The 23211-nt window shown below is 74.3% G+C and carries 18 protein-coding genes; 11 read left to right on the plus strand and 7 right to left on the minus strand.

The window, feature by feature from the left end; all coding sequences use genetic code 11:
* The first annotated feature begins 18 nt into the window (after positions 1 to 18).
* The 4 genes from IE98_RS0136940 (at position 19) to IE98_RS0136955 (ending at position 7237) form a co-directional block, all read left to right on the plus strand.
* Positions 19 to 1656, plus strand: coding sequence for an MFS transporter (locus IE98_RS0136940; RefSeq protein WP_106976814.1), 1638 nt, complete (start codon positions 19 to 21; stop codon positions 1654 to 1656).
* A 39-nt stretch (positions 1657 to 1695) separates the two neighbouring features.
* A complete protein-coding gene (locus IE98_RS0136945) occupies positions 1696 to 2520 on the plus strand; it encodes an IclR family transcriptional regulator (protein ID WP_234443824.1) in 825 nt (274 codons plus the stop codon).
* 46 nt (positions 2521 to 2566) lie between these two features.
* Positions 2567 to 2893: a putative quinol monooxygenase gene (locus IE98_RS0136950; RefSeq protein ID WP_030276451.1), complete on the plus strand. Its 327-nt coding sequence runs from the start codon at positions 2567 to 2569 to the stop codon at positions 2891 to 2893.
* Between the two features lie 213 nt (positions 2894 to 3106).
* Positions 3107 to 7237 carry a bifunctional nitrate reductase/sulfite reductase flavoprotein subunit alpha gene (locus IE98_RS0136955; RefSeq protein WP_052391464.1) on the plus strand — a complete coding sequence of 1377 codons (4131 nt, stop codon included), beginning with the start codon at positions 3107 to 3109 and terminating at the stop codon, positions 7235 to 7237.
* Positions 7238 to 7259: 22 nt separating this feature from the next.
* Here the strand turns inward: IE98_RS0136955 and IE98_RS0136960 are convergent, their stop codons facing one another.
* Positions 7260 to 8069 carry a hypothetical protein gene (locus tag IE98_RS0136960; RefSeq protein WP_030276453.1) on the minus strand — a complete coding sequence of 270 codons (810 nt, stop codon included), beginning with the start codon at positions 8067 to 8069 and terminating at the stop codon, positions 7260 to 7262.
* Positions 8070 to 8125: 56 nt separating this feature from the next.
* Positions 8126 to 9058 carry a hypothetical protein gene (locus IE98_RS48600; protein ID WP_159401172.1) on the minus strand — a complete coding sequence of 311 codons (933 nt, stop codon included), beginning with the start codon at positions 9056 to 9058 and terminating at the stop codon, positions 8126 to 8128.
* Positions 9059 to 9303: 245 nt separating this feature from the next.
* Between IE98_RS48600 and IE98_RS0136970 the strand changes: the two genes are divergently transcribed.
* The gene (locus IE98_RS0136970; protein WP_030276459.1) at positions 9304 to 10071 is read left to right on the plus strand and encodes a crotonase/enoyl-CoA hydratase family protein; all 768 of its coding nucleotides are present in this window, start codon (positions 9304 to 9306) and stop codon (positions 10069 to 10071) included.
* Between the two features lie 48 nt (positions 10072 to 10119).
* Here IE98_RS0136970 and IE98_RS0136975 read toward each other — a convergent pair whose 3' ends face one another.
* Positions 10120 to 11670, minus strand: a complete 1551-nt coding sequence (locus tag IE98_RS0136975; RefSeq protein ID WP_030276460.1) for a PucR family transcriptional regulator — start codon at positions 11668 to 11670, stop codon at positions 10120 to 10122.
* A gap of 242 nt (positions 11671 to 11912) precedes the next feature.
* On the opposite strand from IE98_RS0136975, the gene IE98_RS0136980 reads away from it, so the two are divergent.
* The 4 genes from IE98_RS0136980 to IE98_RS0136995 all read left to right on the plus strand — a co-directional run bounded on the left by IE98_RS0136980 (position 11913) and on the right by IE98_RS0136995 (position 16502).
* Positions 11913 to 13379, plus strand: a complete 1467-nt coding sequence (locus tag IE98_RS0136980) for a sodium:solute symporter (RefSeq protein WP_030276463.1) — start codon at positions 11913 to 11915, stop codon at positions 13377 to 13379.
* 41 nt (positions 13380 to 13420) lie between these two features.
* Positions 13421 to 14383 (plus strand): agmatinase, encoded by a 963-nt coding sequence (gene speB / locus IE98_RS0136985; RefSeq protein WP_030276465.1) that lies wholly within the window; start codon positions 13421 to 13423, stop codon positions 14381 to 14383.
* The gene (locus IE98_RS0136990; RefSeq protein ID WP_030276468.1) at positions 14380 to 16008 is read left to right on the plus strand and encodes a thiamine pyrophosphate-binding protein; all 1629 of its coding nucleotides are present in this window, start codon (positions 14380 to 14382) and stop codon (positions 16006 to 16008) included. The genes speB and IE98_RS0136990 overlap by 4 nt, the downstream gene beginning before the upstream one ends.
* Before the next feature lie 74 nt (positions 16009 to 16082).
* Positions 16083 to 16502, plus strand: coding sequence for an acyl-CoA thioesterase (locus IE98_RS0136995; protein ID WP_030276469.1), 420 nt, complete (start codon positions 16083 to 16085; stop codon positions 16500 to 16502).
* Positions 16503 to 16520: 18 nt separating this feature from the next.
* Here the strand turns inward: IE98_RS0136995 and IE98_RS0137000 are convergent, their stop codons facing one another.
* The 3 genes from IE98_RS0137000 to IE98_RS0137010 form a co-directional block, all read right to left on the minus strand.
* Entirely contained in the window at positions 16521 to 17444 is a 924-nt protein-coding gene (locus IE98_RS0137000) for a LysR family transcriptional regulator (RefSeq protein WP_030276471.1), read from the minus strand.
* An 85-nt stretch (positions 17445 to 17529) separates the two neighbouring features.
* Positions 17530 to 17958 carry a DUF7144 family membrane protein gene (locus tag IE98_RS0137005; protein WP_030276472.1) on the minus strand — a complete coding sequence of 143 codons (429 nt, stop codon included), beginning with the start codon at positions 17956 to 17958 and terminating at the stop codon, positions 17530 to 17532.
* A 275-nt stretch (positions 17959 to 18233) separates the two neighbouring features.
* Complete coding sequence (locus tag IE98_RS0137010; RefSeq protein ID WP_030276473.1) at positions 18234 to 18662, minus strand: DUF7144 family membrane protein; 429 nt, start codon at positions 18660 to 18662, stop codon at positions 18234 to 18236.
* A gap of 206 nt (positions 18663 to 18868) precedes the next feature.
* Between IE98_RS0137010 and IE98_RS0137015 the strand changes: the two genes are divergently transcribed.
* Both IE98_RS0137015 and IE98_RS0137020 read left to right on the plus strand, forming a co-directional pair.
* The gene (locus IE98_RS0137015) at positions 18869 to 20257 is read left to right on the plus strand and encodes a glutamate decarboxylase (protein ID WP_030276474.1); all 1389 of its coding nucleotides are present in this window, start codon (positions 18869 to 18871) and stop codon (positions 20255 to 20257) included.
* A gap of 42 nt (positions 20258 to 20299) precedes the next feature.
* Entirely contained in the window at positions 20300 to 21010 is a 711-nt protein-coding gene (locus IE98_RS0137020) for a pyridoxine/pyridoxamine 5'-phosphate oxidase (RefSeq protein WP_078661606.1), read from the plus strand.
* 95 nt (positions 21011 to 21105) lie between these two features.
* Here IE98_RS0137020 and IE98_RS0137025 read toward each other — a convergent pair whose 3' ends face one another.
* On the minus strand, positions 21106 to 23121 hold the full coding sequence (locus IE98_RS0137025; RefSeq protein WP_030276476.1) for a PTS fructose transporter subunit IIABC: 2016 nt from the start codon (positions 23119 to 23121) through the stop codon (positions 21106 to 21108).
* Between the last annotated feature and the right edge of the window lie 90 nt (positions 23122 to 23211).

The following is a 23211-nucleotide window of genomic DNA, read 5'->3' on the forward strand; positions in this document are numbered from 1 at the left end:
AGACCCCCTGGAGGCACGGTGAACCGGTGGAAGCCGCTGATCGTCCTCGGCACGGGCCAGTTCCTCATGGTGCTGGACGCGTCGGTGATGAACGTGTCGATCAGTCAGCTCGTCGAGGACTTCGACACCGAGGTCACCGCAATCCAGGGGGTCATCACCCTCTACACGCTGGTGATGGCGGCCTTCATGCTCACCGGCGGCAAGATCGGTGACATGTACGGCCGCCGCCGCACGTTCGTGGTCGGCCTGGTCGTCTACGCGGTCGGCTCCGGCCTGACCGCGGTCGCCCCCGAGCTGTGGGTGCTCGCGCTCGGCTGGTCCGTGATCGAGGGACTCGGCGCCGCCCTGGTGCTGCCGGCCCTGGCGGCCCTGGTCGCCGGCGCCTACAAGGGCCGGGACCGGGCCGTCGCCTACGGCGTGATCGGCGGCCTCGCCGGCGCCGGCATCGCCGTCGGCCCGCTGCTCGGCGGCTGGGTCACCACCTACCTCACCTGGCGGCTGGTCTTCGCCGGCGAGGTCGTCCTGGTGGTCGCGATGCTCTGCCTGATCGGCTGGATCCCGGCCGAGGAACCGCCGAAGGAACGGCCGAAGATCGACCTGGTGGCGGTCGCGCTCTCCGCGCTCGGCCTCGCCCTGGTCGTCCTGGCCGTGCTGCAGAGCAGCAGCTGGGGCTGGCTGGAGCCGCGGAACCCGCCGTTCACCGTGTTCGGCTTCTCGCCGACCCTCTTCGCGATCACCCTCGGCGGCCTGCTGCTGTTCCTCTTCGCCCGCTGGGAAATCGGCCGGGAGAGGGCGGAGAAGCCGACCCTGGTGCACCTCGGCCTGTTCCGCGTCCGGTCGCTGCGCTCCGGTCTGGTCACCCTGTTCAACCAGAACACCATCCTGCTCGGCCTGTTCTTCGTGATCCCGCTCTACCTGCAGGTGGTGCTGGGCGAGGACGCCTTCGAGACCGGCCTGCGGCTGCTGCCGGTGTCCATCACCATGCTGGTCGCCTCGATGAGCGGCTCGCTGCTGCTGCGGATCGCCTCACCGCGCACCATCGTCCGGGCCGGGTTCCTGGTGCTGCTCGCCTCCATCGTCTGGCTGCTCGCCACCATCGACCCCGAGCTGAACGACCTCTCGTTCGCCCTCGCCATGGCGGTGATGGGCCTCGGGATGGGCATGCTCGCCTCGCAGCTCGGCAACGTCGTGCAGTCCAGCGTCGGCGCCGCCGACCGCAGCGAGGCCGGCGGACTCCAGTACACCGCCCAGAACCTGGGCTCCTCGCTCGGCACCGCACTGATCGGCGCCATCCTGATCGGCGCGCTCGCCGCCTCGCTGGGCAACCTGATCAAGAACGACCCGAGGATCTCCGACGAGGTGGCCCGGCAGGCCGGCACCCGGATCGAGGCCGGCCTCACCTTCGTCCCCGCGGACGGCGTCGCCGACGCCCTGGCCCAGACCTCGATCCCGCCCGCGGAGCAGGACGCCATCGTCGACAACTACCAGGACGCCCAGATCACCGGACTCAAGGTCGCCGTCCTCGCCAGCGGCGGCATCGCCCTGATCGGCTTCCTCTGCACCACCGCGCTGCCCGCCCACGTCCGCGGCAAGGGGCCGGGCGGCGAGGAGGCCGGGGACGAGGACGGCGAGGACCGCGAGGACGTCGCGGCCTGATCTCCCCGCACCGCACATTCCGGCAGCGCCGGAATGACCGTGCGGCGGGTTTGGGCGGCGGGCCCGGGCTCGGGCAGGCTGTGGGGCGACCGGCCCGTACGGGCCCCGCGCCGAGAGGAGCCCGCCATCGCCGCCGCCGCGCACGGCCCGCAGTCGCTCGACCGGGCGCTCGACCTGCTCGACGCCGTCGCCGACGCACCCGGCCCCGTCACCGCCCGCGACCTCGCCGACCGGCTCGGCTGCTCGCTCTCCACCGTCTACACCCTGCTCGGCCCGCTCACCGCCCGCGGCCACCTCGCCCGCACCCGCGGCGGCTACGTGCTCGGGCCCCGCATCCCCGCCCTGCACCGGGCCTACCGGCGGCGGGAGCCCGCCGAACCCGACGTCCGCGACCTGCTGCTGCGGGTGGCCCGCGCGGCCGGCACCCCCGCGTACTACAGCACCTACCGGGACGGCCGGATCGCCGTGGTGGAGAGCACCGGGCCGGCCGCGGCCGACGGCGACCCCTTCGAGGCCGGCACCGAGCCGCACGCGCACGCCACCGCCCACGGCAAGGTGCTGCTCGCCGCGCTCTCCCGCCCGGCCCGCCGCCGCTACCTGGCCGAGCACGGCCTGCCGCGGTTCACCGAGCACACCATCACCGACCCCGACCGGCTGGAGGCCGAACTCGGCCTCGTCCGCAGGCTCGGCCTCGCGGTCTCGGTCGGCGAGTACGACCCCGACTGGATGTGCCTGGCCGTTCCGCTGCCGCCCTCCGGCGGCGGCCCCGCCCGGGCGCTCTCCGTCTCGCTGCCCACCGCCCACCGGGCCGCCCGCGGCCGGATCGGCGACGTCCTGACCCGCGCCGCCCGGCAGTTCGGCTGAGCGGTCGTCACCGCACCACCACCACACCACCCTTGAGGAGTCCGCCGTGATCCTGATCAACGTCAAGTTCACCGCCCGCCGCGAGTACGCCGACAGCTGGATGGCGCGGGTCGACGCGTTCACCCGGGCCACCCGCGAGGAGCCGGGCAACGTCTTCTTCGAGTGGTCCCGCAGCGTGGACGACCCGCAGGTGTACGTTCTGCTGGAGGCCTTCGCCGACGCCGAGGCCGGCGCCGCCCACGTGAACTCCGAGCACTTCAAGGCCGCGATGGCCGAACTGCCGCAGGCCATCGCCGCCAAGCCGCAGATCATCTACGTCGAGGCGCCGGTCGACGGCTGGGGCGAGATGGCCGAACTCACCCCCGCGGAGTGACCCCGGACGGGCCTGTGCGATCCGCCCCCGGGGCCTCACACCCGGAGGTACCATCCGTGCGGCAGGCGTAACGGCCGGGGAACCCCGCACGACACCTCCGCGCAACAGGGCCTTCCTACGTTGGACACAGGTGGGAGCGTCCCACCGGGCCGGTCGGCGCGACCCCGCCACCGCGGGCGGGGGCCCGGACCGGCGGCCACGAGAGGGGCAGCCGTGACGGTGCCGACGCCGCAGCAGGAGACCAGCCGGGTGAGGACGGCCTGCTCGTACTGCGGGGTCGGCTGCGGCATCGTCCTCGACGTGGCCCGGGGGGCCGACGGCCGCCGGAGGGTCATCAAGGCCTCCGGCGACCAGGCCCACCCGGCCAACGCCGGCCGGCTCTGCACCAAGGGCGCCACCCACGCCGATCTGATGGCCGCACCCGGCCGGCTCGGCACCGCCCTCGTCCGCACCGGCCGCGGCGAGGAGCCGGCCGAGACCGACGTGGACGCGGCCGTCACCGCCGTCGCCGGACGGCTGCGCGCCATCGTCGACGAACACGGGCCGGACGCCCTGGCGTTCTACGTCTCGGGCCAGATGTCCCTGGAGGCGCAGTACTTGGCGAACAAGCTGGCCAAGGGCTTCGTGCGGACCTCCCGGATCGAGTCCAACTCCCGTCTGTGCATGGCCAGCGCGGGCTCCGGCTACAAGCTCTCGCTCGGCGCCGACGGGCCGCCCGGCTCGTACGAGGACTTCGAGCGGGCCGACGTCTTCCTGGTCATCGGCTCCAACATGGCGGACTGCCACCCGATCCTCTTCCTGCGGATGATGGAGCGGGTCAAGGCCGGCGCGAAGCTGATCGTCGTCGACCCGCGCCGCACCGCCACCGCCGAGAAGGCCGACCTCTTCCTGCAGGTCCGCCCCGGCACCGACCTGGCGCTGCTCAACGGCCTGCTGCACCTGCTGGTCGCCGGCGGGCACACCGACGAGGCGTTCATCGCCGAGCACACCGAGGGCTGGGAGCAGCTGCCGGACTTCCTCGCCGACTACCCGCCCGCCGCCGTCGCCGAGCTGACCGGCCTCGCCGAGGCCGACCTGCGGAAGGCCGCCGAGTGGATCGGCACCGCGGGGGAGTGGACGAGCTGCTGGACGATGGGCCTCAACCAGTCCACCCACGGCACCTGGAACACCAACGCCCTGGTCAACCTGCACCTGGCCACCGGCGCCATCTGCCGCCCCGGCAGCGGACCGTTCTCGCTGACCGGCCAGCCCAACGCGATGGGCGGCCGCGAGATGGGCTACATGGGCCCCGGACTGCCGGGCCAGCGCTCCGCCCTGGTCGAGGCGGAACGGGCCTTCACGGAGGACCTCTGGGGCATCGAGCGGGGCAGCCTGCGCGCCGAGGCCGGCGCCGGCACGGTGGAGATGTTCGAGCGGATGGCCGAGGGCGAGATCAAGGCCTGCTGGATCATCTGCACCAACCCGGTCGCCTCGGTGGCCAACCGGCGCACCGTCATCGAGGGCCTGGAGGCGGCCGAACTCGTCATCACCCAGGACGTGTTCGCCGAGACCGAGACCAACGCCTACGCGGACGTGGTGCTGCCTGCCACGCTCTGGGCCGAGTCCGACGGCGTCATGGTCAACTCCGAGCGCAACCTCACCCTCGTCCCGGGCGTGGTGGACGCGCCCGGCCGGGCCCGGCCCGACTGGCGGCTGATCGCCGACGTCGCCTGCGCCATGGGCTACGCCGAGGCCTTCAGCTACGCCTCCGCCGAGGAGGTCTTCGAGGAGCTCAAGCAGGCCTGGAACCCGAAGACCGGCTGGGACCTGCGCGGCACGAGCTATCAGCGGCTGCGGGAGGGCCCCGCCCAGTGGCCGTGCGCCCCCGGCGGCCCGGACCGCAACCCGGTGCGGTACCTCAACGACGGCGTCAGCCAGGAGCCGCTGGTCCGCGAGGACGGCTCCCGGCCGCGGCTCGCCTTCCCCACCGACACCGGCCGGGCCCGGTTCTACGCCCGCCCGCACCTGCCGCCCGCCGAACTGCCCGACGAAGACTACCCGTTCGTGCTGAACACCGGCCGGGTGCAGCACCAGTGGCACACCCTCACCAAGACCGGCAAGGTCGCCAAGCTCAACAGGCTCAACCCGGGCCCGTTCGTGGAGATCCACCCGGTGGACGCCGCCGCGCTGCGGGCCGCCGACGGGGACCGGCTGGAGGTCGCCTCCCGGCGGGGCCGGGCCGTACTGCCGGTGGTGGTCACCGACCGGGTGCTGCCCGGCACCTGCTTCGCGCCCTTCCACTGGAACGACATGTTCGGCGAGTACCTGGGCATCAACGCGGTCACCAACGACGCGGTCGACCCGGTCTCGTTCCAGCCCGAGTTCAAGGCCTGCGCGGTCTCGCTCACCCGGGTCGCCGCCGTCGCCGACCCCGCCCCGGCCGCCGTGCCGGCGCCGGAGCCCGGCCTCAGCCCGGCGGCCGCCGAGGGCGGTACCGCGGTCGCAGCCCTCACCCGGCTCTTCGCGCTCACCGACCTGGCCGCCCCGCCTGCCTTCGCCGACCACGAACGCCGCTATCTCGCCGGGTACTTGGCGGGCCTCGGCGCCACCGCCCCGGCCGGCGCGGTGCCGGTGCTGCCGGCCGACGCCCCCTTCGACCCGGCCCACGCCCTGTGGGTGGACGGCGTGCTCGCCGGGATGTTCTCCCGCTCCGCCCTGACCGCCGCCGTCCCGGCGCCGGCCGCCGCACCCGACGCCGCCGCACCCGGCCGCCGCCTGGTCGTCCTGTACGCCTCGCAGACCGGCAACGCCGAGGAGATCGCCACCGGCGCCGCCGCCCGGCTCGCGGGGGCCGGCCGGTCGGCGACCGTCCTCCCGATGGCGGACTGCGCCCCCGGCACCCTGACCGCCGGGACGGATCTGCTCGTCGTCACCAGCACCTTCGGCGACGGCGACGCGCCGGACAACGGCGCCGACTTCTGGCAGCAGCTTGCGGACGGCGACGCGGCGCGCCTGCAGGACCTGCGGTACGCGGTGCTCGCCCTCGGCGACTCCAGCTACCACGACTTCTGCGGCCACGGCCGCCGCCTCGACGAGCGCCTCGCCGAACTCGGCGGCGTCCGCCTGCTGCCCCGCGTCGACTGCGAACCGGACTACGAGGAGGCCGCCGCCGGCTGGCTGGAGCAGGTGCTGACCGCGCTCACCGCGGAGCCCGCCCCGGCGCCGGCCGCCCCGCGCAGACCCACCAAGGCCGAACCGTTCACCGCCACCCTCACCGGCAACCGGCTGCTCAGCCTGCCCGGCGCCGCCAAGGAGGTCCGCCAGTTCACCTTCGACCTCGGTGCGAGCGGCGCCCTGGAGTACGAGGCCGGCGACGCGCTCGGCGTCTGGCCGGTCAACTGCCCCGAACTGGTGGTGGAGTGGCTGGAGGCCACCGGCCAGCACCCCGACACCGAGGTCGACCTCGCCGGCGTCGGCCGGACGACGCTCTCCGAGGCGCTGCACCGGCACCTCGACCTGACCCGGATCACCCCAGACCTGCTCCGCTTCGCCGCCGAGCGGACGGCCGACGGCCGGCTGCTCCGCAAGCTGCTCCGGCCCGACAACAAGGACGAGCTGGCGAAGTGGAGTTGGGACCGGCAGGCGGTCGACCTGGTGGCCGAGTACCCGGTGAAGGCCGCCGCCCAGGAGTGGGTGGACGTGCTGAAGAAGCTGCAGCCGCGGCTCTACTCGATCTCCTCCAGCCCGCTGGTCGACCCGGCGAAGGTCCAACTCACCGTCTCCGTACTGCGGTTCGACAACCGGTCCGGGCGCCGCCGCAAGGGGGTGGCGTCGAGCTTCCTGGCGGACGCGGCCCCCGACACCCCGGTGCAGATCTTCGTGCAGCGCTCGCCGCACTTCCGTCCGCCCGCCGACCCGGCGGTGCCCGCGGTGATGATCGGGCCGGGCACCGGCGTCGCCCCGTTCAAGGGCTTCCTGGACGAGCGGCGGGCGCGCGGCCACCACGCCGGCAACTGGCTGTTCTTCGGCGAGCAGCGGCGCGCCACCGACTTCTACTACGAGGACGAGCTGGCCGCGCTTGGCGAGGCCGGCGTGCTCTCCCGGCTGGACCTGGCCTTCTCCCGCGACCAGCGGAACAAGGTCTACGTCCAGGACCGGATGCGCGAGCACGGCTCGCGGCTGTGGAAGTGGCTGGAGGCGGGCGCGCACCTCTACGTCTGCGGCGACGCCGGCCGGATGGCCAGGGACGTCGACCGCGCCCTCCACGAGATCGTCGCCGCCCAGGGCGGGCTGAGCGAGGAGGGCGCGGCCGTGTACGTCAAGCAGCTGGCCGCGGACAAGCGCTACGTCCGCGACGTGTACTGACGTACCGTCAACGGATGCGTGATCAGCAGTTCTTGAAGGCGTCGCAGAGCGGCGCCCCCAGCAGGCGCAGGACGGCGGTGTCGTCCTTGACCGTCCAGGCGGCCTTGGGCTTCTTGGTTCCGTAGGGGCCGTAGACGGTCAGCTCGGCGACCGTGGTCGAGGTGGTCGTCAGGTACTCGTGGACGGTGATGCCGCCACTGCCCTGCTTGAGGGTGATGGTGGCGGCCAGGTACGCCGGGTCCTCGGCGGTGACCTTCACGCTGGGGGTGGCGCCGTCCGGGGCGCAGGCCTTGACCTCCCCGGTCAGGGCGCGCAGCAGCGCACCGGCGGACTGCACGGCGCCGCTGGAGGTGCCCTTGAAGTGGACGACCGTCTGCTGGACCTGCCACTCGTCGGTGCCGCCGCTCAGCAGCGACTGCGCGCCGTCGGCGCCGGTGCCGAGGCCGGCGAGGTCGGAGGAGCGGGCCGAGTCGCAGAGCGTCTCGAAGGCGAACGGCTCGCCGTTCTTGACCGCCTTGGCCTTCCCGGCCTGCGCGGGCCAGTGGTACGCGGCGTTCAGCGGCAGGTCGTTGCCCTTCATCCAGGCGGAGGCGGGAACGCCGTTGACGGCCGGGCCGGTGGCGCCGCCCGCCTTGGCACTGGGGGAGGCGGCCGCGGAGGCGGCGTCGCCGGCGGGCGAGGGGTCGGCGGCGGACGGTGCGGCCTGGCTCGCGGCGGCGGTGCTCGGCGCGGCGGCCGGCTCGGCCGGGTCGCAGGCGGTCAGCACGCCGACGGCGAGGACGGCGGCACAGACGGCGGTGGCGGCGCGCAGCGCCGTGGTGTGTCGGGACACGGTGAGGTGGCTCTTCCTGGTTTCGACGGCCGGCCGCGCGGGCCGGCCGCGGACGGTCAGTAGCCCTGCGGGCCGTGGTTCGGGTTGGCCTGGGCGACCTTGGCGGCCAGGTCGTGGCCGTCCGGTGAGACGTGGTAGCGCGCCATCATGTAGTTCATGGACGCGCACGCGCTGGCCACCGGGTCGTAGATCTTGGTGGAGGTGCCCGGCTGGTGGTAGGCGGCGAAGGTGTCCGGGATGCACTGCCAGGGGCCGCGCGAGGAGTGCAGGGGCGCGCCGTCCGCCTGGGTCGGGCCCCAGGCGTTGCTGTCGTTCTTGTTCACCAGCCAGTGCGAGTCGTTGTACGAGGACTCGCGCTGGGTCATGGTGAGCAGGCCGCGCATCCAGTTGGCGCGGGCCTGCGGATCCTTGATGCCCATGGTGTCGAGCGCCTGGTTGACGTAGTCCTCGCAGGCGGCCCGGCCGCTCTTCCACGACCCGGCGCCGCCGTAGTCGACGTCGGACATCGGGATCTTGCCGTGCGGGTTGGGCGAGGAGGGCATCGGGTGGTGCCCGCCGCTGCCGCCGCCGTCGTGGCCGCCGCTGCCGCCCTCGTGGCCGCCGCCCTGGTGCCCGCCGTTGCCACCGGGTTTTCCGGGGGACTTGGGCGGCGTGTGGTGGCCGCCGCCGGGCAGCTGCCTGCCGGCGTGCTCCTCGGCCTCGCGGTAGTTGTCGGCGCAGTGCTTGATCCCGGCCGCGTCCTGGTGCATCGCCTTCGCGGTGGCGGCGGCGCTCTTCCCGGCGTCCTGGACGGACTCCTCGGCGGCCAGCACGATGCCGGTGGCGAGCACGCCGCGGGTGATCAGGGTCTCGATCTCGGCCGTGCGGAACTTGCCCGACAGTGACCCGACCTTGGCCGCGACGCGTTCCAGGCGTGCGGCCTGGGCCTGCCACTCCGCGGCGAGCCGGTCGAGTTGTTCGGGCGACACTTTGTAATGGCTGCCTGCCATGGCGGTCCTTCCCCCGTCGGACGGCTTCCCGTCCGCGCTGTCCCCGTCGGGTCGGACGGCCCCGACGGTGCGGCCGCCGGATCGTGTGCCACCCAATCCCCGGCGGCAGATCATAGTATGAGCGGCTGTCAGTGGGTCGGCCGGACCCCACCGCGCGGCGGCCTCGTCCGGGCGGCGCCGTTCTGGTTCGATGGGGTCCGTCCACCGGTCGGCGGTGGCCGCGGCAGCGAGGAGGACCGGCACAGATGCCCGTACGCACCGAACGCAGCGGACCGGTGACCACCGTCGTGCTCTCCCGTCCCGAGAGCCGCAACGCCGTCGACGGACCCACCGCCGAAGCCCTCGCCGAGGCCTTCCGTTCCTTCGACGCCGACCCCGAGGCCTCCGTTGCCGTCCTGTGGGGCGAGGGCGGCACCTTCTCCGCCGGCGCAGACCTCAAGGCCTTCGGCACCGCCGACGGCAACCGGGTCGCCCCCGAGGGCGACGGGCCGATGGGCCCCACCCGGATGCGGCTCTCCAAGCCCGTCATCGCCGCCGTCTCCGGCCACGCCGTCGCGGGCGGCCTCGAACTCGCCCTCTGGTGCGACCTGCGGGTCGCCGAGGAGGACGCCGTCTTCGGCGTCTTCTGCCGCCGCTGGGGCGTCCCCCTGATCGACGGCGGCACCGTCCGGCTGCCCCGGCTGATCGGCGCCGGTCGTGCCATGGACCTCGTCCTCACCGGCCGCCCGGTCGACGCCGGGGAGGCCAAGAGCATCGGGCTGGTCGACCGGGTCGTCCCCCGCGGCACCTCCCGGCAGGCGGCCGAGCGCCTCGCCGCCGAGATCGCCCGCTTCCCGCAGACCTGCATGCGCGGCGACCGGCTCTCCCTCCTCGAACAGGACGGGATGAGCGAGCACGACGCCCTCGACAACGAACTCCGGCACGGCCTGCGGTCCCTGCCCGAGGCCGGCGAGGGCGCCGCCCGCTTCGCCAAGGGAGCCGGCCGCCACGGCTCCTTCACCGACCGGCACTGACCCCCGCCGGCCACGCCCCTGCGGACGGCCGAGCGGTGGCGCGCCGCTTCACGTGTCGAGGTGGCGGAGGGCGAACCAGAGTTCCATCCGGACGTCGGGGTCGTTGAGGTCGGCGGCGAGCAGGTCGGCGGTGCGGGCGATGCGCTGGCGGACGGTGTTGCGGTGGAGTTCGAGGGCGGCAGCGGTGCGGTCCCAGCTGCCGTGGTGGGCGAGCCAGGCGGTGAGGGTCTCCCGCAGGACGTCCGGGCCGGGGGCGCCGGCCTCCGCGAGCGGCGCCAGCAGGGCCCGGGCGTGGGCACGGGCCTCGTCCTCGGCGACGAGGGCGTGCATGCTCAGGGCCTCGTCGCGCTGCCGCGCGGCACCCCGGCCGGCCGCCAGGGCCCGCCGCAGCGCGCGGTCGGCGTGCACGGCGGCGTTCCCGAGCCCGTCCGTCCCGGTCGGGGCGCTGAAGCCGAGCGTCCAGCCGAGCCCGACGGCGGCGGCCGGATCGGGGGCGGTGGCCCCCGGGACGAGGGCCCGCAGCTCGCTCCCGGAGACGTCCAGGTAGGGCGTGCCGAGGGCGGTGCCGAGCGCGGCGACCTGCACGGGGTCGTCCCCGCGGCCGGACCGGGTGCGCCGCCCGGCGACGACCGTCCAGCGGCCGTCCGCGGCGCCGTCCGGCTGCAGCAGCGCGGCGACCTCGGCCGGCGCGGCACCGAGCAGCAGCCGGACGAGGGCGCCCGCGCCGCGGGTGTCGGCACCGAGGGCGTGCCGCGGGCTGGTGAGCAGGGCGAGCAGGACGGCGGCGACGCCGGTGACCGAGCGGTGGACGCTGCTCGGCGGGGTGCCGGCGGCGATGCCCAGGGCCAGGCCGCCGGGCAGGGTGTGCACGGTGAGGTGGCGGCCTTCGAGGTGCTCGGCGGCGGCCGTCGGCGGTGCGGTGCGGCCCGGCCGTCCGGGGCGGCGGGCCGCGGTGCGGGCGGCGAGGTCCCGCACCTGCCGCGGCGCCGGCGCGGCGGGGCGCTCCCCGGCGGCGAAGAGCTCCTGCCCGGCGGCGTCCAGCAGCACCGTCCAGGAGCCGGTGCGCACGGCCAGCTGGTGCAGCACGGCCTGCAGCGCGTCCGGCCGGGCCGCCGCCGAGGCGAGGGCGGACTGCGCCTCGGAGACCACCCGCAGGTCGCGGTTGCGGGCCTCGGCCATGAACGCGTACGCGGCCCGGTTGACCGCGACGAACGGCGTCGCCGGCGGCACCCGCACCAGCGGCAGCGCGTGCCGCTCGCAGGCCTCGACGAGCACCGCCGGCACCTCGTCGTGGACGGGCGCGATGCCGAAGCCGAGCGCCGCGATCCCGGCCGCGGCGACGCTGCGCACGTACGCGTCCACCGCCTCCTCGGTCGGCGGGAAGCGGACGCCCGCGGTCAGCAGCAGTTCGCCGCCCGACAGGTACGGTGCCGGATCGGGCAGTTCGGTGGTGCCGATGGTGCCGATCAGCCGGTCGTCGCGGGGCCCCGCGACCTGCTCCAGGCCGAGGCCCGGGGCGCCGAGCAGCACCCGCAGCGGCAGGGCGGGCGTCCCCGGCTCCGGGGCGCGCGGAGCCGCCGGTACGGGCGGTGCGGACATGCCCGGTCTCCCTTCGGTGGACACTTCCTCCATTCGGAGCATAGAGAATGGACGGATCCGACACTTCATCCGCCCCGGCGCTGCTCCTACCGTTTCAGCACGGGCCGAGGACGCCGTCCGGCGGCGGTGCCCGTACCGTCCCCCCTCCGGCGCCGCGTCCGGCCCCCTCCGGCCGCGGCAGCCGTCCCCCACGAGCACCCCGGCCCCGCACCCGCAGCGCGGCGGCCGGATCGGAGGACCACATGGCCATCGACTACGTCGTGATGACCTGCTACCTGGCGGGCATCGTCGCCGTCGGCTGGTGGGGCAGGAGGCGCGCCCGCTCCAAGAGCGACTTCCTGGTCGCCGGCCGCCGCCTCGGCCCGCTGATGTACACCGGGACGATGGCCGCCGTCGTGCTCGGCGGCGCCTCCACCATCGGCGGCGTCCGCCTCGGCTACACCTACGGCCTGTCCGGCGCCTGGATGGTCTTCGCGATCGGCCTCGGCCTGCTCGCCCTGAGCGCCTTCTTCTCCGCCCGGATCGCCCGGCTCAAGGTCTACACCGTCGCCGAGATGCTCTCGCTGCGCTACGGCGACGCCGCCAGCGTCATCTCCGGCGTGGTGATGTGGGTCTACACCCTGATGCTGGCCGTCACCTCCACCATCGCCTACGCCACCGTCTTCGACGTGCTCTTCGACGTGCCCCGCTGGGCGGCCGTGGTGATCGGCGGCACCATCGTCGTCGGCTATTCCGCGCTCGGCGGCATGTGGTCGATCACCCTCACCGACATGGTGCAGTTCGTGGTGAAGTCGATCGGCGTGCTGGTGCTGCTGCTGCCGATCGCCGTGGTCAAGGCCGGCGGCTGGAGCGCCATGGCCGACAAGCTGCCCGTCGGCTACTTCTCCTTCGGCTCCATCGGCGGCGAGTCGATCCTCACCTTCGTGCTGATCTACACCTTCGGCATGCTGATCGGCCAGGACATCTGGCAGCGGGTGTTCACCGCCCGCACCGACAAGGTCGCCTCCTACGGCGGCACCGTGGCGGGCGTCTACTGCCTGGTCTACGGCCTGGCCGGCGCCGTCATCGGCATGGCCACCAAGGCCCTGCACCCGCAGCTCGCCGGCGCCGACAGCGCCTTCGCCACCATCGTCAAGACCACCCTGCCGACCGGTGTGAAGGGCCTGGTGCTGGCCGCCGCGCTCTCCGCGATGATGTCCACCGCCAGCGGCGCGCTGATCGCCTCCGCCACCGTCGCCAACAACGACATCTGGCAGTGGCTGCGCACCCGCGGCGGCCGGGTCCGCCCGCAGGGCGACGACCACGACGAGGTCGGCGCCAACCGGCTGGCGATCATCGTCCTGGGTGCCGTCTCGATCGGCCTGGCCTGCCTGCTCGACGACGTCCTCGCCGCCCTCACCGTCGCCTACAACCTGCTGGTCGGCGGCCTGCTCGTGCCGATCCTCGGCGGCCTGGTCTGGCGCCGCGGCAACCTGCCGGGCGCGCTCGCCGCGATGACCGCCGGCGGTGTCACCGTGATCACCCTCATGGTGGTCGAGGGCACCCTCGCCAACGAGCCGATCTACTACGGCCTCGGCGCCAGCCTGGTCGCCTACCTGTCCGTCAGCCTGACCACCCGGCCCACCGACGCCCGCCTGCTGGAGCGCTGGCGCGACCGGCTCGACGGCCGCGCCCCGGCCGAGCCCGAGGCCGTCCCCGCCGCTGTCTGACGGCACCCGCCACCGCACCCACCGACCCTCCCGAGGAATCCATGAGCACCACCGAACCGCGCGGCCCGATCGACTCGTCCCGCGTCCCGCGCTACGCCGGCCCCGCCACCTTCGCCCGGCTGCCCCGCCTGGACGAGGTCGGCAGCGCCGACATCGCCGTGGTCGGCGTCCCGTTCGACACCGGGGTCTCCTACCGGCCGGGCGCGCGGTTCGGCGGCAACGCGATCCGCGAGGCCAGCCGCCTGCTGCGGCCCTACAACCCGGCACAGGACGCCTCGCCGTTCGCCCTCGCCCAGGTCGCGGACGCCGGTGACATCGCGGCCAACCCGTTCAACATCAACGAGGCCGTCGACACCGTCGAGGCCGCCGCCCGCGACCTGCTCGCCACCGGCGCCCGGCTGATGACCCTCGGCGGCGACCACACCATCGCCCTGCCGCTGCTGCGCGCCGTCGCCGACCGGCACGGCCCGGTCGCCCTGCTCCACTTCGACGCCCACCTCGACACCTGGGACACCTACTTCGGCGCCGAGTACACCCACGGCACCCCGTTCCGCCGGGCCGTCGAGGAGGGCATCCTCGACACCTCCGCGCTCAGCCACGTCGGCACCCGCGGCCCGCTCTACGGACGCCAGGACCTCACCGACGACGAGAAGCTCGGCTTCGGCATCGTCACCTCCGCCGACGTGATGCGCCGCGGCGTCGACGAGGTCGCCCAGCAGCTCCGCGAGCGGATCGGCGACCGCCCGTTGTACGTCTCCATCGACATCGACGTCCTCGACCCGGCGCACGCCCCCGGCACCGGCACCCCCGAGGCCGGCGGCCTCACCTCCCGCGAACTCCTGGAGATCCTCCGCGGACTGGCCGGCTGCAACATCGTCTCCGCCGACCTCGTCGAGGTCGCCCCCGCCTACGACCACGCCGAGATCACCTCCGTGGCCGCCTCCCACACCGCCTACGAGCTGACCACCCTGATGGCCCGCCGGATCGCCGAGGAGCGCGCATGACCCACGTCCGCAACGGCGGCGACCTGGTCGTCGAGTCCCTCGCCAACCTCGGCGCCGAGACCGTCTTCGGCCTCCCCGGCCAGCACGCGCTCGGCCTGTTCGACGCCCTGCGCCGCTCGCGGCTGTGCTACGTCGGCCTGCGGGTGGAGAACAACGCCGGCTTCGCCGCCGACGGCTACGCCCGCACCGCCGGGACGGTCGCCCCGCTGTTCCTCTCCACCGGCCCCGGCGCCCTCACCTCGCTCGCGGCCCTCCAGGAGGCCGCCGCCGCCTCCGCCCCCGTCCTCGCCGTCTCCTCGCAGATCCCCTCCGCCGGGCTCGGCGGCCGCCGCCGCGGCTACCTGCACGAACTCGTCGACCAGCAGGCCAGCTTCCGCGACGTGGTGAAGTCCGTGCACACCGCGCGGACCGCCTCGCAGATCCCGTCCGCGCTCGCCGCCGCCTGGGAGTCCGCCCTCACCGCCCCGTACGGGCCGGTCTGGGTGGAGATCCCGCAGGACGTGCTGCTCGCCCCGACCACCGTGCCCCGGGTCACCGGCCTGCGCGCCGAACCCCGGCCGCTCGTCCCGCGGGCCGAACTCGTCGCCGAGGCCGCCGTGCTGCTCGCCGAGGCCGAGCACCCGGTGATCCTCGCCGGCGGCGGGGTCGTCCGGGCCGGCGCGACCGACGAACTGCTGCGCCTGGCCGAGCTGTTGCGGGCCCCGGTGGCCTGCACCTTCGGCGCCAAGGGCGCCTTCCCGTGGGAGCACCCGCTCTCGCTGCAGTCCTGGCTGGAGGACCGGCACACCACCGAGCTGCTGGAGAACGCCGACGTGCTGCTGGTCGTCGGCTCCGGCCTCGGCGAACTCTCCAGCAACTACCACACCTTCGCCCCGCGCGGTCAGCTGATCCAGGTCGAGGCCGACCTCGGCAAGCTGGAGTCCAACCACCCCGCCTTCGGCATCCACGCCGACGCCCGGCTCGCCCTCCGCGCCCTCGCCGACTCCGTCCCGGCACGGGAGCCGGACGGCCGGGCCGAGGCCGTCGCCGCCGACCTGCTCAAGCAGGTCCGGGCCCGGATCGACGGCCAGGGACTGGAGTTGGAGCAGCAGCTCCTCGCCGACGCCAGGGCCGCGCTGCCCGACGACTCCCCGGCCTTCTTCGACATGACCATCCTCGGCTACTGGGCCTGGTCCGCGTGGGACGCCCGCCGGCCGGGCGCCATGCACTCCGCGCAGGGGGCCGGCGGCCTCGGATACGGCTTCCCCGCCGCGCTCGGCGCGGCCGCGGCCCTGCCGGGCCGGCCCGTCCTCGCCGTCTCCGGGGACGGCGGCGCGATGTACTCGCTCGCCGAACTGGCCACCGCCCGCCAGCACGGCCTGGACGTCACCTGGCTGATCGTGGACGACGGGGGGTACGGGATCCTCCGCGAGTACATGACCGACACCTTCGGTGAGGCCACCGCCACCGAACTCGCCCGTCCCGACTTCCTCCGCCTCGCCGAGTCCTTCGGCGTCCCGGCTGTCGCCACCACCCCCGAAACCCTCCGGACCGACCTCACCCGGGCCCTCGCCACCCCCGGCCCCACCGTGGTCGTCCTCCCCGCCCACCTCCGCATGTTCGCCCCCACTCACCTGGAGAACTGAGAACACGTCAGAGGCGGCACCCCAGGGGCGCGGGGGACTGCGCAATCCGGGGGTGTCGCCGTACTGTTCGGAGCATGACCGAATTCAGTGTTCCGATCACCGTCCGCGGCTACGAGACCGACTCCCAGGGCCATCTCAACCAGTCGGTCTACCTGCAGTACGCCGAGCACGCCCGCTGGTGCTACCTCGAACACGCCGGCGTCCGCCAGGCCGACCTGCTGGCGAAGGGCGTCGGACCCGTCGTGCTGGAGACGACGATCCGCTACCGGCGCGAGCTGCGGGCCGGCGACGAGGTGACGGTCAGCTGCCGCTTCGTGTGGGGCGACGGCAAGACCTTCGGCGTCGAGCAGACCGTCGTGAAGGCGGACGGCACCCTCGCCGCCGAGGTCACCGGGGTCGGCGGCTTCCTCGACCTGACGGCCCGCCGGCTGGTCGAGGACGCGCGCGAGCCGATGCGCGCCCTCGCCGCGGACCCGGCGGCACTGGGCCTCTGACGCCCGCCGCAGGCGCCCTCACCAGGCCGGGGCCGCCGCCAGCAGCCGCGCGCGGACCTGCGCGACGGCAGCCGGTTCGGCGGCCCCGGCCCGTCCGACCAGCCAGGCCGTGTTGATCGGCGGGTCCTCCGGCTCGTGCAGCGCGACCAGTGCCCCCGAGGCGAGGCCGTCCGCGCACAGGTAGCGGGGCAGGACGGAGATCCCGGCGCCCCCGGCCACCGCCGCGGCCACCCCGCGCAGGTCGGGCACGACGGCCGCGGCCGGTCCGCTCAGCCGGGTGCCGAAGACGTGCCGCCAGTAGCGGCGGGCGATCGGCAGGTCCTCGGCGTACGTCACCAGCGGTACGCCGCGCAGGGCGGCCTGTCCCTCGGCGGCGACCCGGCCGGCGCCGATCCGGGTCGCCCAGTCGGGCCCGGCGACGAGGACGAACTCCTCGTCGGCGAGTGGGACGGCGTGCAGCGTCCGCCCGCGCGGCCGGGAGGTCGCGACGACCAGGTCGTAGCGGCCGGCCCGCAGTCCGGTGAGCAGGTCGTCGGTGAGTCCGGCGGTGACCCGCAGCCGCAGTCCGGCGCCGATCAGCGGGGCGAGTGCGGGCATGGCGCAGACACCGAGGAACTCGGCCGGCCCGGCGAGGTGGACGGGCTCGGCCGGGGCGCCGCCGTCGGCGCCGCCGCGTTCGGCCACCGCGGCGAGTGCGTCCAGCGGGGCGGCGACCTCCGCGGCGAGCGCGTCGGCCGCGGCGGTGGCGGCGACCCCGCGCGGCAGCCGTTCGAACAGCGGGCGGCCGAGCTGCTGCTCCAGGGTGCGGATCTGCGCGGTGACGGTCGGCTGGGAGAGCCGCAGCAGCCGGGCCGCGGCGGTGAAGGAGCCGGACCGGTGCACGGCGAGGAAGGTCCGCAGCAGGCCGAGGTCGAGCGGTCCGGGGGCGTCACCACTGGGCATGCCCCGCAGCCTAGGGCCTGCCCGCGCACACGGAGCGGCCGCGGCACCCGCCCCGGGTGCCGCGGCCGGTCCGCGGAGACCCTGCTCAGTCCTCGTGGTACAGGGCCAGCGCCCAGATCACGAGGGTGTCCAGCGTGATCAACACCCCGCTCCACACCGGGTAGTACGGCAGCCACAGGAAGTTGGCGATGGCGCTCAGCGCGGCCAGTCCCATGCCCGCGTACCGGGCCCAGGCCATGCCGCGCAGCACGAAGGCGCCGATCACGGCGACCAGGGTGCCGAGCACGATGTGGGTCCAGCCCCAGGCGGTCACGTCGAAACGGAACACGTACCGCGGCGTGGTCACGATCAGGTCGTCCCGGGCCACGGCCACGATCCCCTGGAACACGTCGAGCAGGCCGGTGACCAGCATCACCACGCCCGCGAACAAGGCCAGGCCGGTGACCCAGCCGCTGTACGAACGCGCGGGCGGGCCGCTCGCGGGGGCGCCCGGAGGGACGGAGGCGGAGGCCATGGCGATCTCCCTTTCGGAGACGTGCGGATGTCCCGACCGTCCGTCCGGTCGCCGGGCCGGGCAATCGGGACTGGGCCGTCCGGGTACCGGGGGCGCCGCAGGTGGCGCAGCACCGCCCGGTACGGAGTACACCCGCCGCCGGGCACCGGTGCCGACGCGAGGGGTGCCTCGGTGGCTCTGCACTGCACTGCACCATGCTCAGGAACCGGTGGCCGACCCGGCCGTCGACATCCTCGCCTCGCCGCTGAGCCGGCGGCCGCTCCGCGGAGGACCGCTCAGTCCTGCCGGTACACCGCCAGTGCCCAGATGACGAAGATGTCCAGGGCGATGATCACGATGCTCCACAGCGGGTAGTAGGGCAGCCACAGGAAGCTGGAGATGAGGCTCAGCGAGGCGACCGCGATGCCCGTGTACCGGGCCCAGGCCATGCCGCGGAGCACGCAGAGCCCGACGAGGGCGACCACCAGGCCCAGGATGATGTGGATCCAGCCCCAGGAGGTCACGTCGAACTTGAAGACGTAGTTCGGTGTCGTGACGATCAGCTCGTCCTGCGCGACGGCGACGATCCCCTGGAACAGGTCGAGGAGACCGGTGACCAGCATCACCACGCCGGCGAACAGCACCAGGCCGGAGACCCAGCCGCTGTTCTGACGTGGTGGCAGGCCCCCCGTGGCGGGGCCCGGAGGGACGGAGGTGGACGCCATGGCGATCTCCCCTTCGGAGACGTACGGATGTCCCGACCGTCCGTCCGGTCGCCGCGCCGGGCAATCGGGACTGGGCTGTACGGGTGCCCGCACGGCCGAGTGCCCGGGCCGCCGCTGCCCGGTATGGAGTACGTCCGCTGTCGGGTGCGGGAGGGCGCCCGTAGGGTCCGAGGGAATGCTGTCGGACGACGCGAGAGGTGCCCTCGGTGGCTCTGCACAACGCTCAGGAACCGGCGGCCGACCCGGCCGTCGACATCTTCGCCTCGCCGCTGAGCGAGCGGCCGCTGCCGAAGCGGGCCATGCCGGACTTCCCGGCCCCGCCGTCGGTGGTCTTCCAGCTGCTGCGCAACGAACTGCTGCTGGACGGCAACGCCGCGCAGAACCTGGCGACCTTCTGCACGACCTGGGCGGACGACGAGGTCCGCCGGCTGATGGACCTGTGCCTCGACAAGAACATCGTCGACAAGGACGAGTACCCGCAGACCGCGGAGATCGAGTCGCGCTGCGTGAACATCCTCGCCGACCTGTGGCACGCGCCCGCCGGTGCCGAGGGGGCCAACGCGGTCGGCTGTTCGACCACCGGCTCCAGCGAGGCGGCGATGCTCTGCGGCCTCGCGCTGAAGTGGCGCTGGCGCGACCGGCGCAAGGCCGCCGGGCAGTCGACCGAGCGCCCGAACCTGGTCTGCGGCCCCGTCCAGGTGTGCTGGGAGAAGTTCGCCCGGTACTTCGACGTCGAGCTGCGCCAGGTGCCGGTGGAGCCCGGCGCGACCGGCCTGCAGCCGCACCAGCTGCGCGAGTACGTCGACGAGAACACCATCGGCGTCGTCGCGATCCTCGGCGTGACCTACACCTGCACCTACGAGCCGGTCGCGGAGATCGCCGCCGAGCTGGACCGCATCCACACGGAGACCGGCATCGACGTGCCGCTGCACGTGGACGCGGCCTCGGGCGGGTTCATCGCGCCGTTCCTCCACCGCGACCTGGTCTGGGACTTCCGCCTGCCGCGGGTCTCCTCGATCAACGCCTCGGGCCACAAGTACGGCATGGCCCCGCTCGGCGTCGGCTGGGCGCTGTGGCGGGACAACGACGCGCTGCCGGACGACCTGGTCTTCCACGTGTCCTACCTCGGCGGCGACATGCCGACCCTCGCGCTGAACTTCTCCCGCCCCGGCGGACAGGTCGTCACCCAGTACTTCATGTTCCTGCGGCTCGGCCGCGAGGGGTACCGGCGGGTCTACCAGGCCTGCGCCGACACCGCGCAGCACCTGGCCCGGCAGGTCGCCGGGATGGGCCCCTTCACCCTGCTGTACGACGGCGTCGGCGCGCTGCCGGCCGTCTCCTGGACGCTCACCGACCCGGACTCGGTCGGCTGGAGCCTGTACGACCTCTCCGACCTGCTGCGGATGCGCGGCTGGCAGGTGCCCTCGTACCCGCTGCCGCCGGACCGGCAGGAGACGGTCATCCAGCGCGTCCTGGTCCGGCACGGCGTCGACCGCGACGAGATCGAGCTGCTCGCCGAGGACATGCGCCGGGCGATCAAGCGCCTCGAACAGGGACACCCGCACGAGGCGGACCGCGTCGGTTTCCACCACTGAGTACGGTGGGGTCGGGGGTCGGGACGAGCGAACGGGAGGCCGATGGTGGCGGGCGACGACGGGTTCGACAGGTACCGGCCCAGTGCGGTCGGTGAGATGCTGCGGGACCGGCCGCCGATGGCCCGCGAACTGCCGGTCTTCGACCCCGACCTGGCACCGGCCGAGCCGGGACCGCTCTTCGTGGACTGGCTGGTGCAGGCCCTGGAAGCAGGGGTGCTCGACCCGCAGGTGATGACGCTCTCGACGGTCGACGCGGACGGTGTGCCCGACGCCCGCGCGCTGGTGCTGCGGGACGTCGACGCGGCCGAGGGCGCCTGGCTGTTCGCCGCCGAGGCGAACAGCCCGAAGGGCCGTCAGCTCGCGCTCAGCCCGATGGCCGCGCTCAGCGTGTACTGGCCGCCGCTCGGCCGTCAGGTCCGCGTCCGCGGCTCGGTCGAGGCCGCCCCGCCGGCCGTCTCGGCGGAGGAGTTCCGCGGGCGCTCGCCGGGCGCCCGGGTCGCCTCGCTGGTCGGACGGCAGAGCGAGCCGCTCGGGTCGCTCGCCGCGTACGACCTGGCGGCCGACGAGGCCCAACTGCTGCTGGACGCCGACCCGGCGCTGGTGGCCGCCGGGCACACGGTGTACATGCTGCGCGCCGCCGAGGTCGAGTTCTGGCAGGGCGACCCGAGCCGGCGCCACGTCCGGCTGCGGTACACCCGCACCGGCCTCGGCACCGGTCGGATCGCCTGGACCAGCACCCTGCTCTGGCCGTAGGGGAGATGCACCGGGGGTGCGTGGGCCCTCCCGGCCTTCGGCCGGAGGGCCCACGCACCCATGTGTTGCTGCCCCTGATGTCCCTCGCCCGACTGTCAGGCCGCGGTGCCGGCCAGCACGCGGTCGGCGGGGTCGGGCTCCTGGGCGGCCGCCGGGGCGGGGCGTCGCAGACCCTTCAGCAGGATCACCAGACCGGCGGTGACGACGGTGCCCGCGGCGATCGCCACCAGGTAGAGCACCGGGTTGCCGATCAGCGGCAGCACCCAGATGCCGCCGTGCGGTGCCCGCAGGGTCGAGCCGAAGGCCATCGTCAGACCGCCCGCGACCATGCTGCCCGCCATCGCCGAGGGGATCACCCGCAGCGGGTCGGCCGCCGCGAACGGGATCGCGCCCTCGGTGATGAACGAGGCCCCGAGCACCCAGGCCGCCTTGCCGTTCTCCCGCTCCTCGCGGGTGAACAGCCGCCGCACGGTGGTCGCCAGGGCCAGGCCCAGCGGCGGGGTCATGCCGGCGGCCATCACGGCGGCCATCACCTTCAGGCTGCCCGCGTCCGGCACCGAGCCCGCGGTGGTCAGCGCGCCGGCGGCGAAGGTGTACGCCACCTTGTTGAGCGGGCCGCCCATGTCGAAGGCCATCATCGCGCCGAGCAGCAGGCCCAGCAGGATCGCGTTGGTGCCCGACAGGCTGTTCAGCCAGTCCGTCAGCCCCTTCATCGCCGAGGCGATCGGCGAGCCCAGCACCACGAACATCAGGAAGCCGACCGCGGCCACCGACAGCAGCGGGATCACCACCACCGGCATGATCCCGGCGATCGCCCGCGGCACCTTCCAGCTGTTCATCCAGCGCACCAGCAGGCCCGCGGCCAGACCGGTGACGATGCCGCCGAGGAAGCCCGCGCCGACCGTCACCGAGACCGCACCGCCGACGATGCCCGCCGCCAGCGCCGCCCGGTCCGCGATCGCGTAGGCGATGAACCCGGACAGGACCGGCACCAGGAAGGCGAACGCCGCCGCGCCGGTCTGGAAGAGCAGTGCCGCCCAGCTCAGGTGGGAGGTCCAGTCGAAGTGGCCGACCACCGACGGCGCGGAGGAGATCGTGTAGCCGCCGATCGCGAAGCCCAGCGCGATCAGCAGACCGCCGGCCGCGACGAACGGGATCATGTAGCTGACGCCCGTCATCAGGTAGCCGCGCAGCCGCTTCGCCCAGTGCTCCTGCCGCTGCACCGGCGCCGGGGCGGCGGACGGTCCGGCGGTGCGGGCGGGGGCGGCCGCGGCGAGCGCGACCGCCTCGGCGACCAGCTCGTCGGCCCGGTTGACGCCGGCCTTCACCCCGGTGTCGACCGTCGGCAGTCCGGCGAACCGGGCCCGGTCGCGGACCTCCACGTCGTGCGCCAGGATCACCGCGTCCGCGGCGGCGATCACCGCCGGGTCCAGCGGGGTCGAACCCGCCGAGCCCTGGGTCTCCACGTGGATGGTGGCGCCGGCCCGGGCCGCCGCCTGCTCCAGCGCCTGGGCGGCCATGTAGGTGTGTGCGATGCCGGTCGGGCAGGAGGTCACCGCGACCAGCCGCGGGCCGCCGGCCGAGGAGGCGGCGGAGGGTGCGGGGGAGGGCGCGGCCACCGGTGCGGCGGTCGCCGCGGGCTCCGGTGAGGGGGCTGGCTCCTCGTCGTTGACCAGGGCGGCGACCGCGCTCGGGTCGGTCGCCGCGCGCAGCGCCCCGGTGAACTCCGGGTTCATCAGCCGCCGGGCCAGCGAGGCGAGGATCTGCAGGTGGGCGTCGTCCGCGCCGTCCGGGGCGGCGATCATGAAGACCAGGTCGGCCGGGCGGCCGTCCGGGGCGTCGAAGTCCAGCCCGCGGGTGCTGCGCCCGAAGGCCAGGCTCGGCCGGGTGACGTGGGCCGAGCGGCAGTGCGGGACGCCGATCCCGTCGCCCAGGCCGGTCGGCGCCTGCGCCTCGCGGGCGGCCACGTCGGCGAGGAAGCCGTCGAGGTCGGTCACCCGGTCCTCGGCCGCCAGCCGCTGGGCCAGGGCGCGGAGGGCCTCCGCCTTGTCGTCGGGGGCGAGGTAGAGATCCACGAGCGCAGGTGTGATCAGTCTGCCGTTGTCGCTCATCGTGTCGGTCCTTCACCAGTCGTGCATCGGTGGTGCGTGGTCGGTTCCCTGTGCCCCCAGGTCCTTCCGATCGGCCGTCACGACGGCCGG

Origin of the sequence: Streptomyces sp. NRRL B-24484, assembly GCF_000717715.1 — a bacterium.
Lineage (GTDB): Bacteria > Actinomycetota > Actinomycetes > Streptomycetales > Streptomycetaceae > Kitasatospora.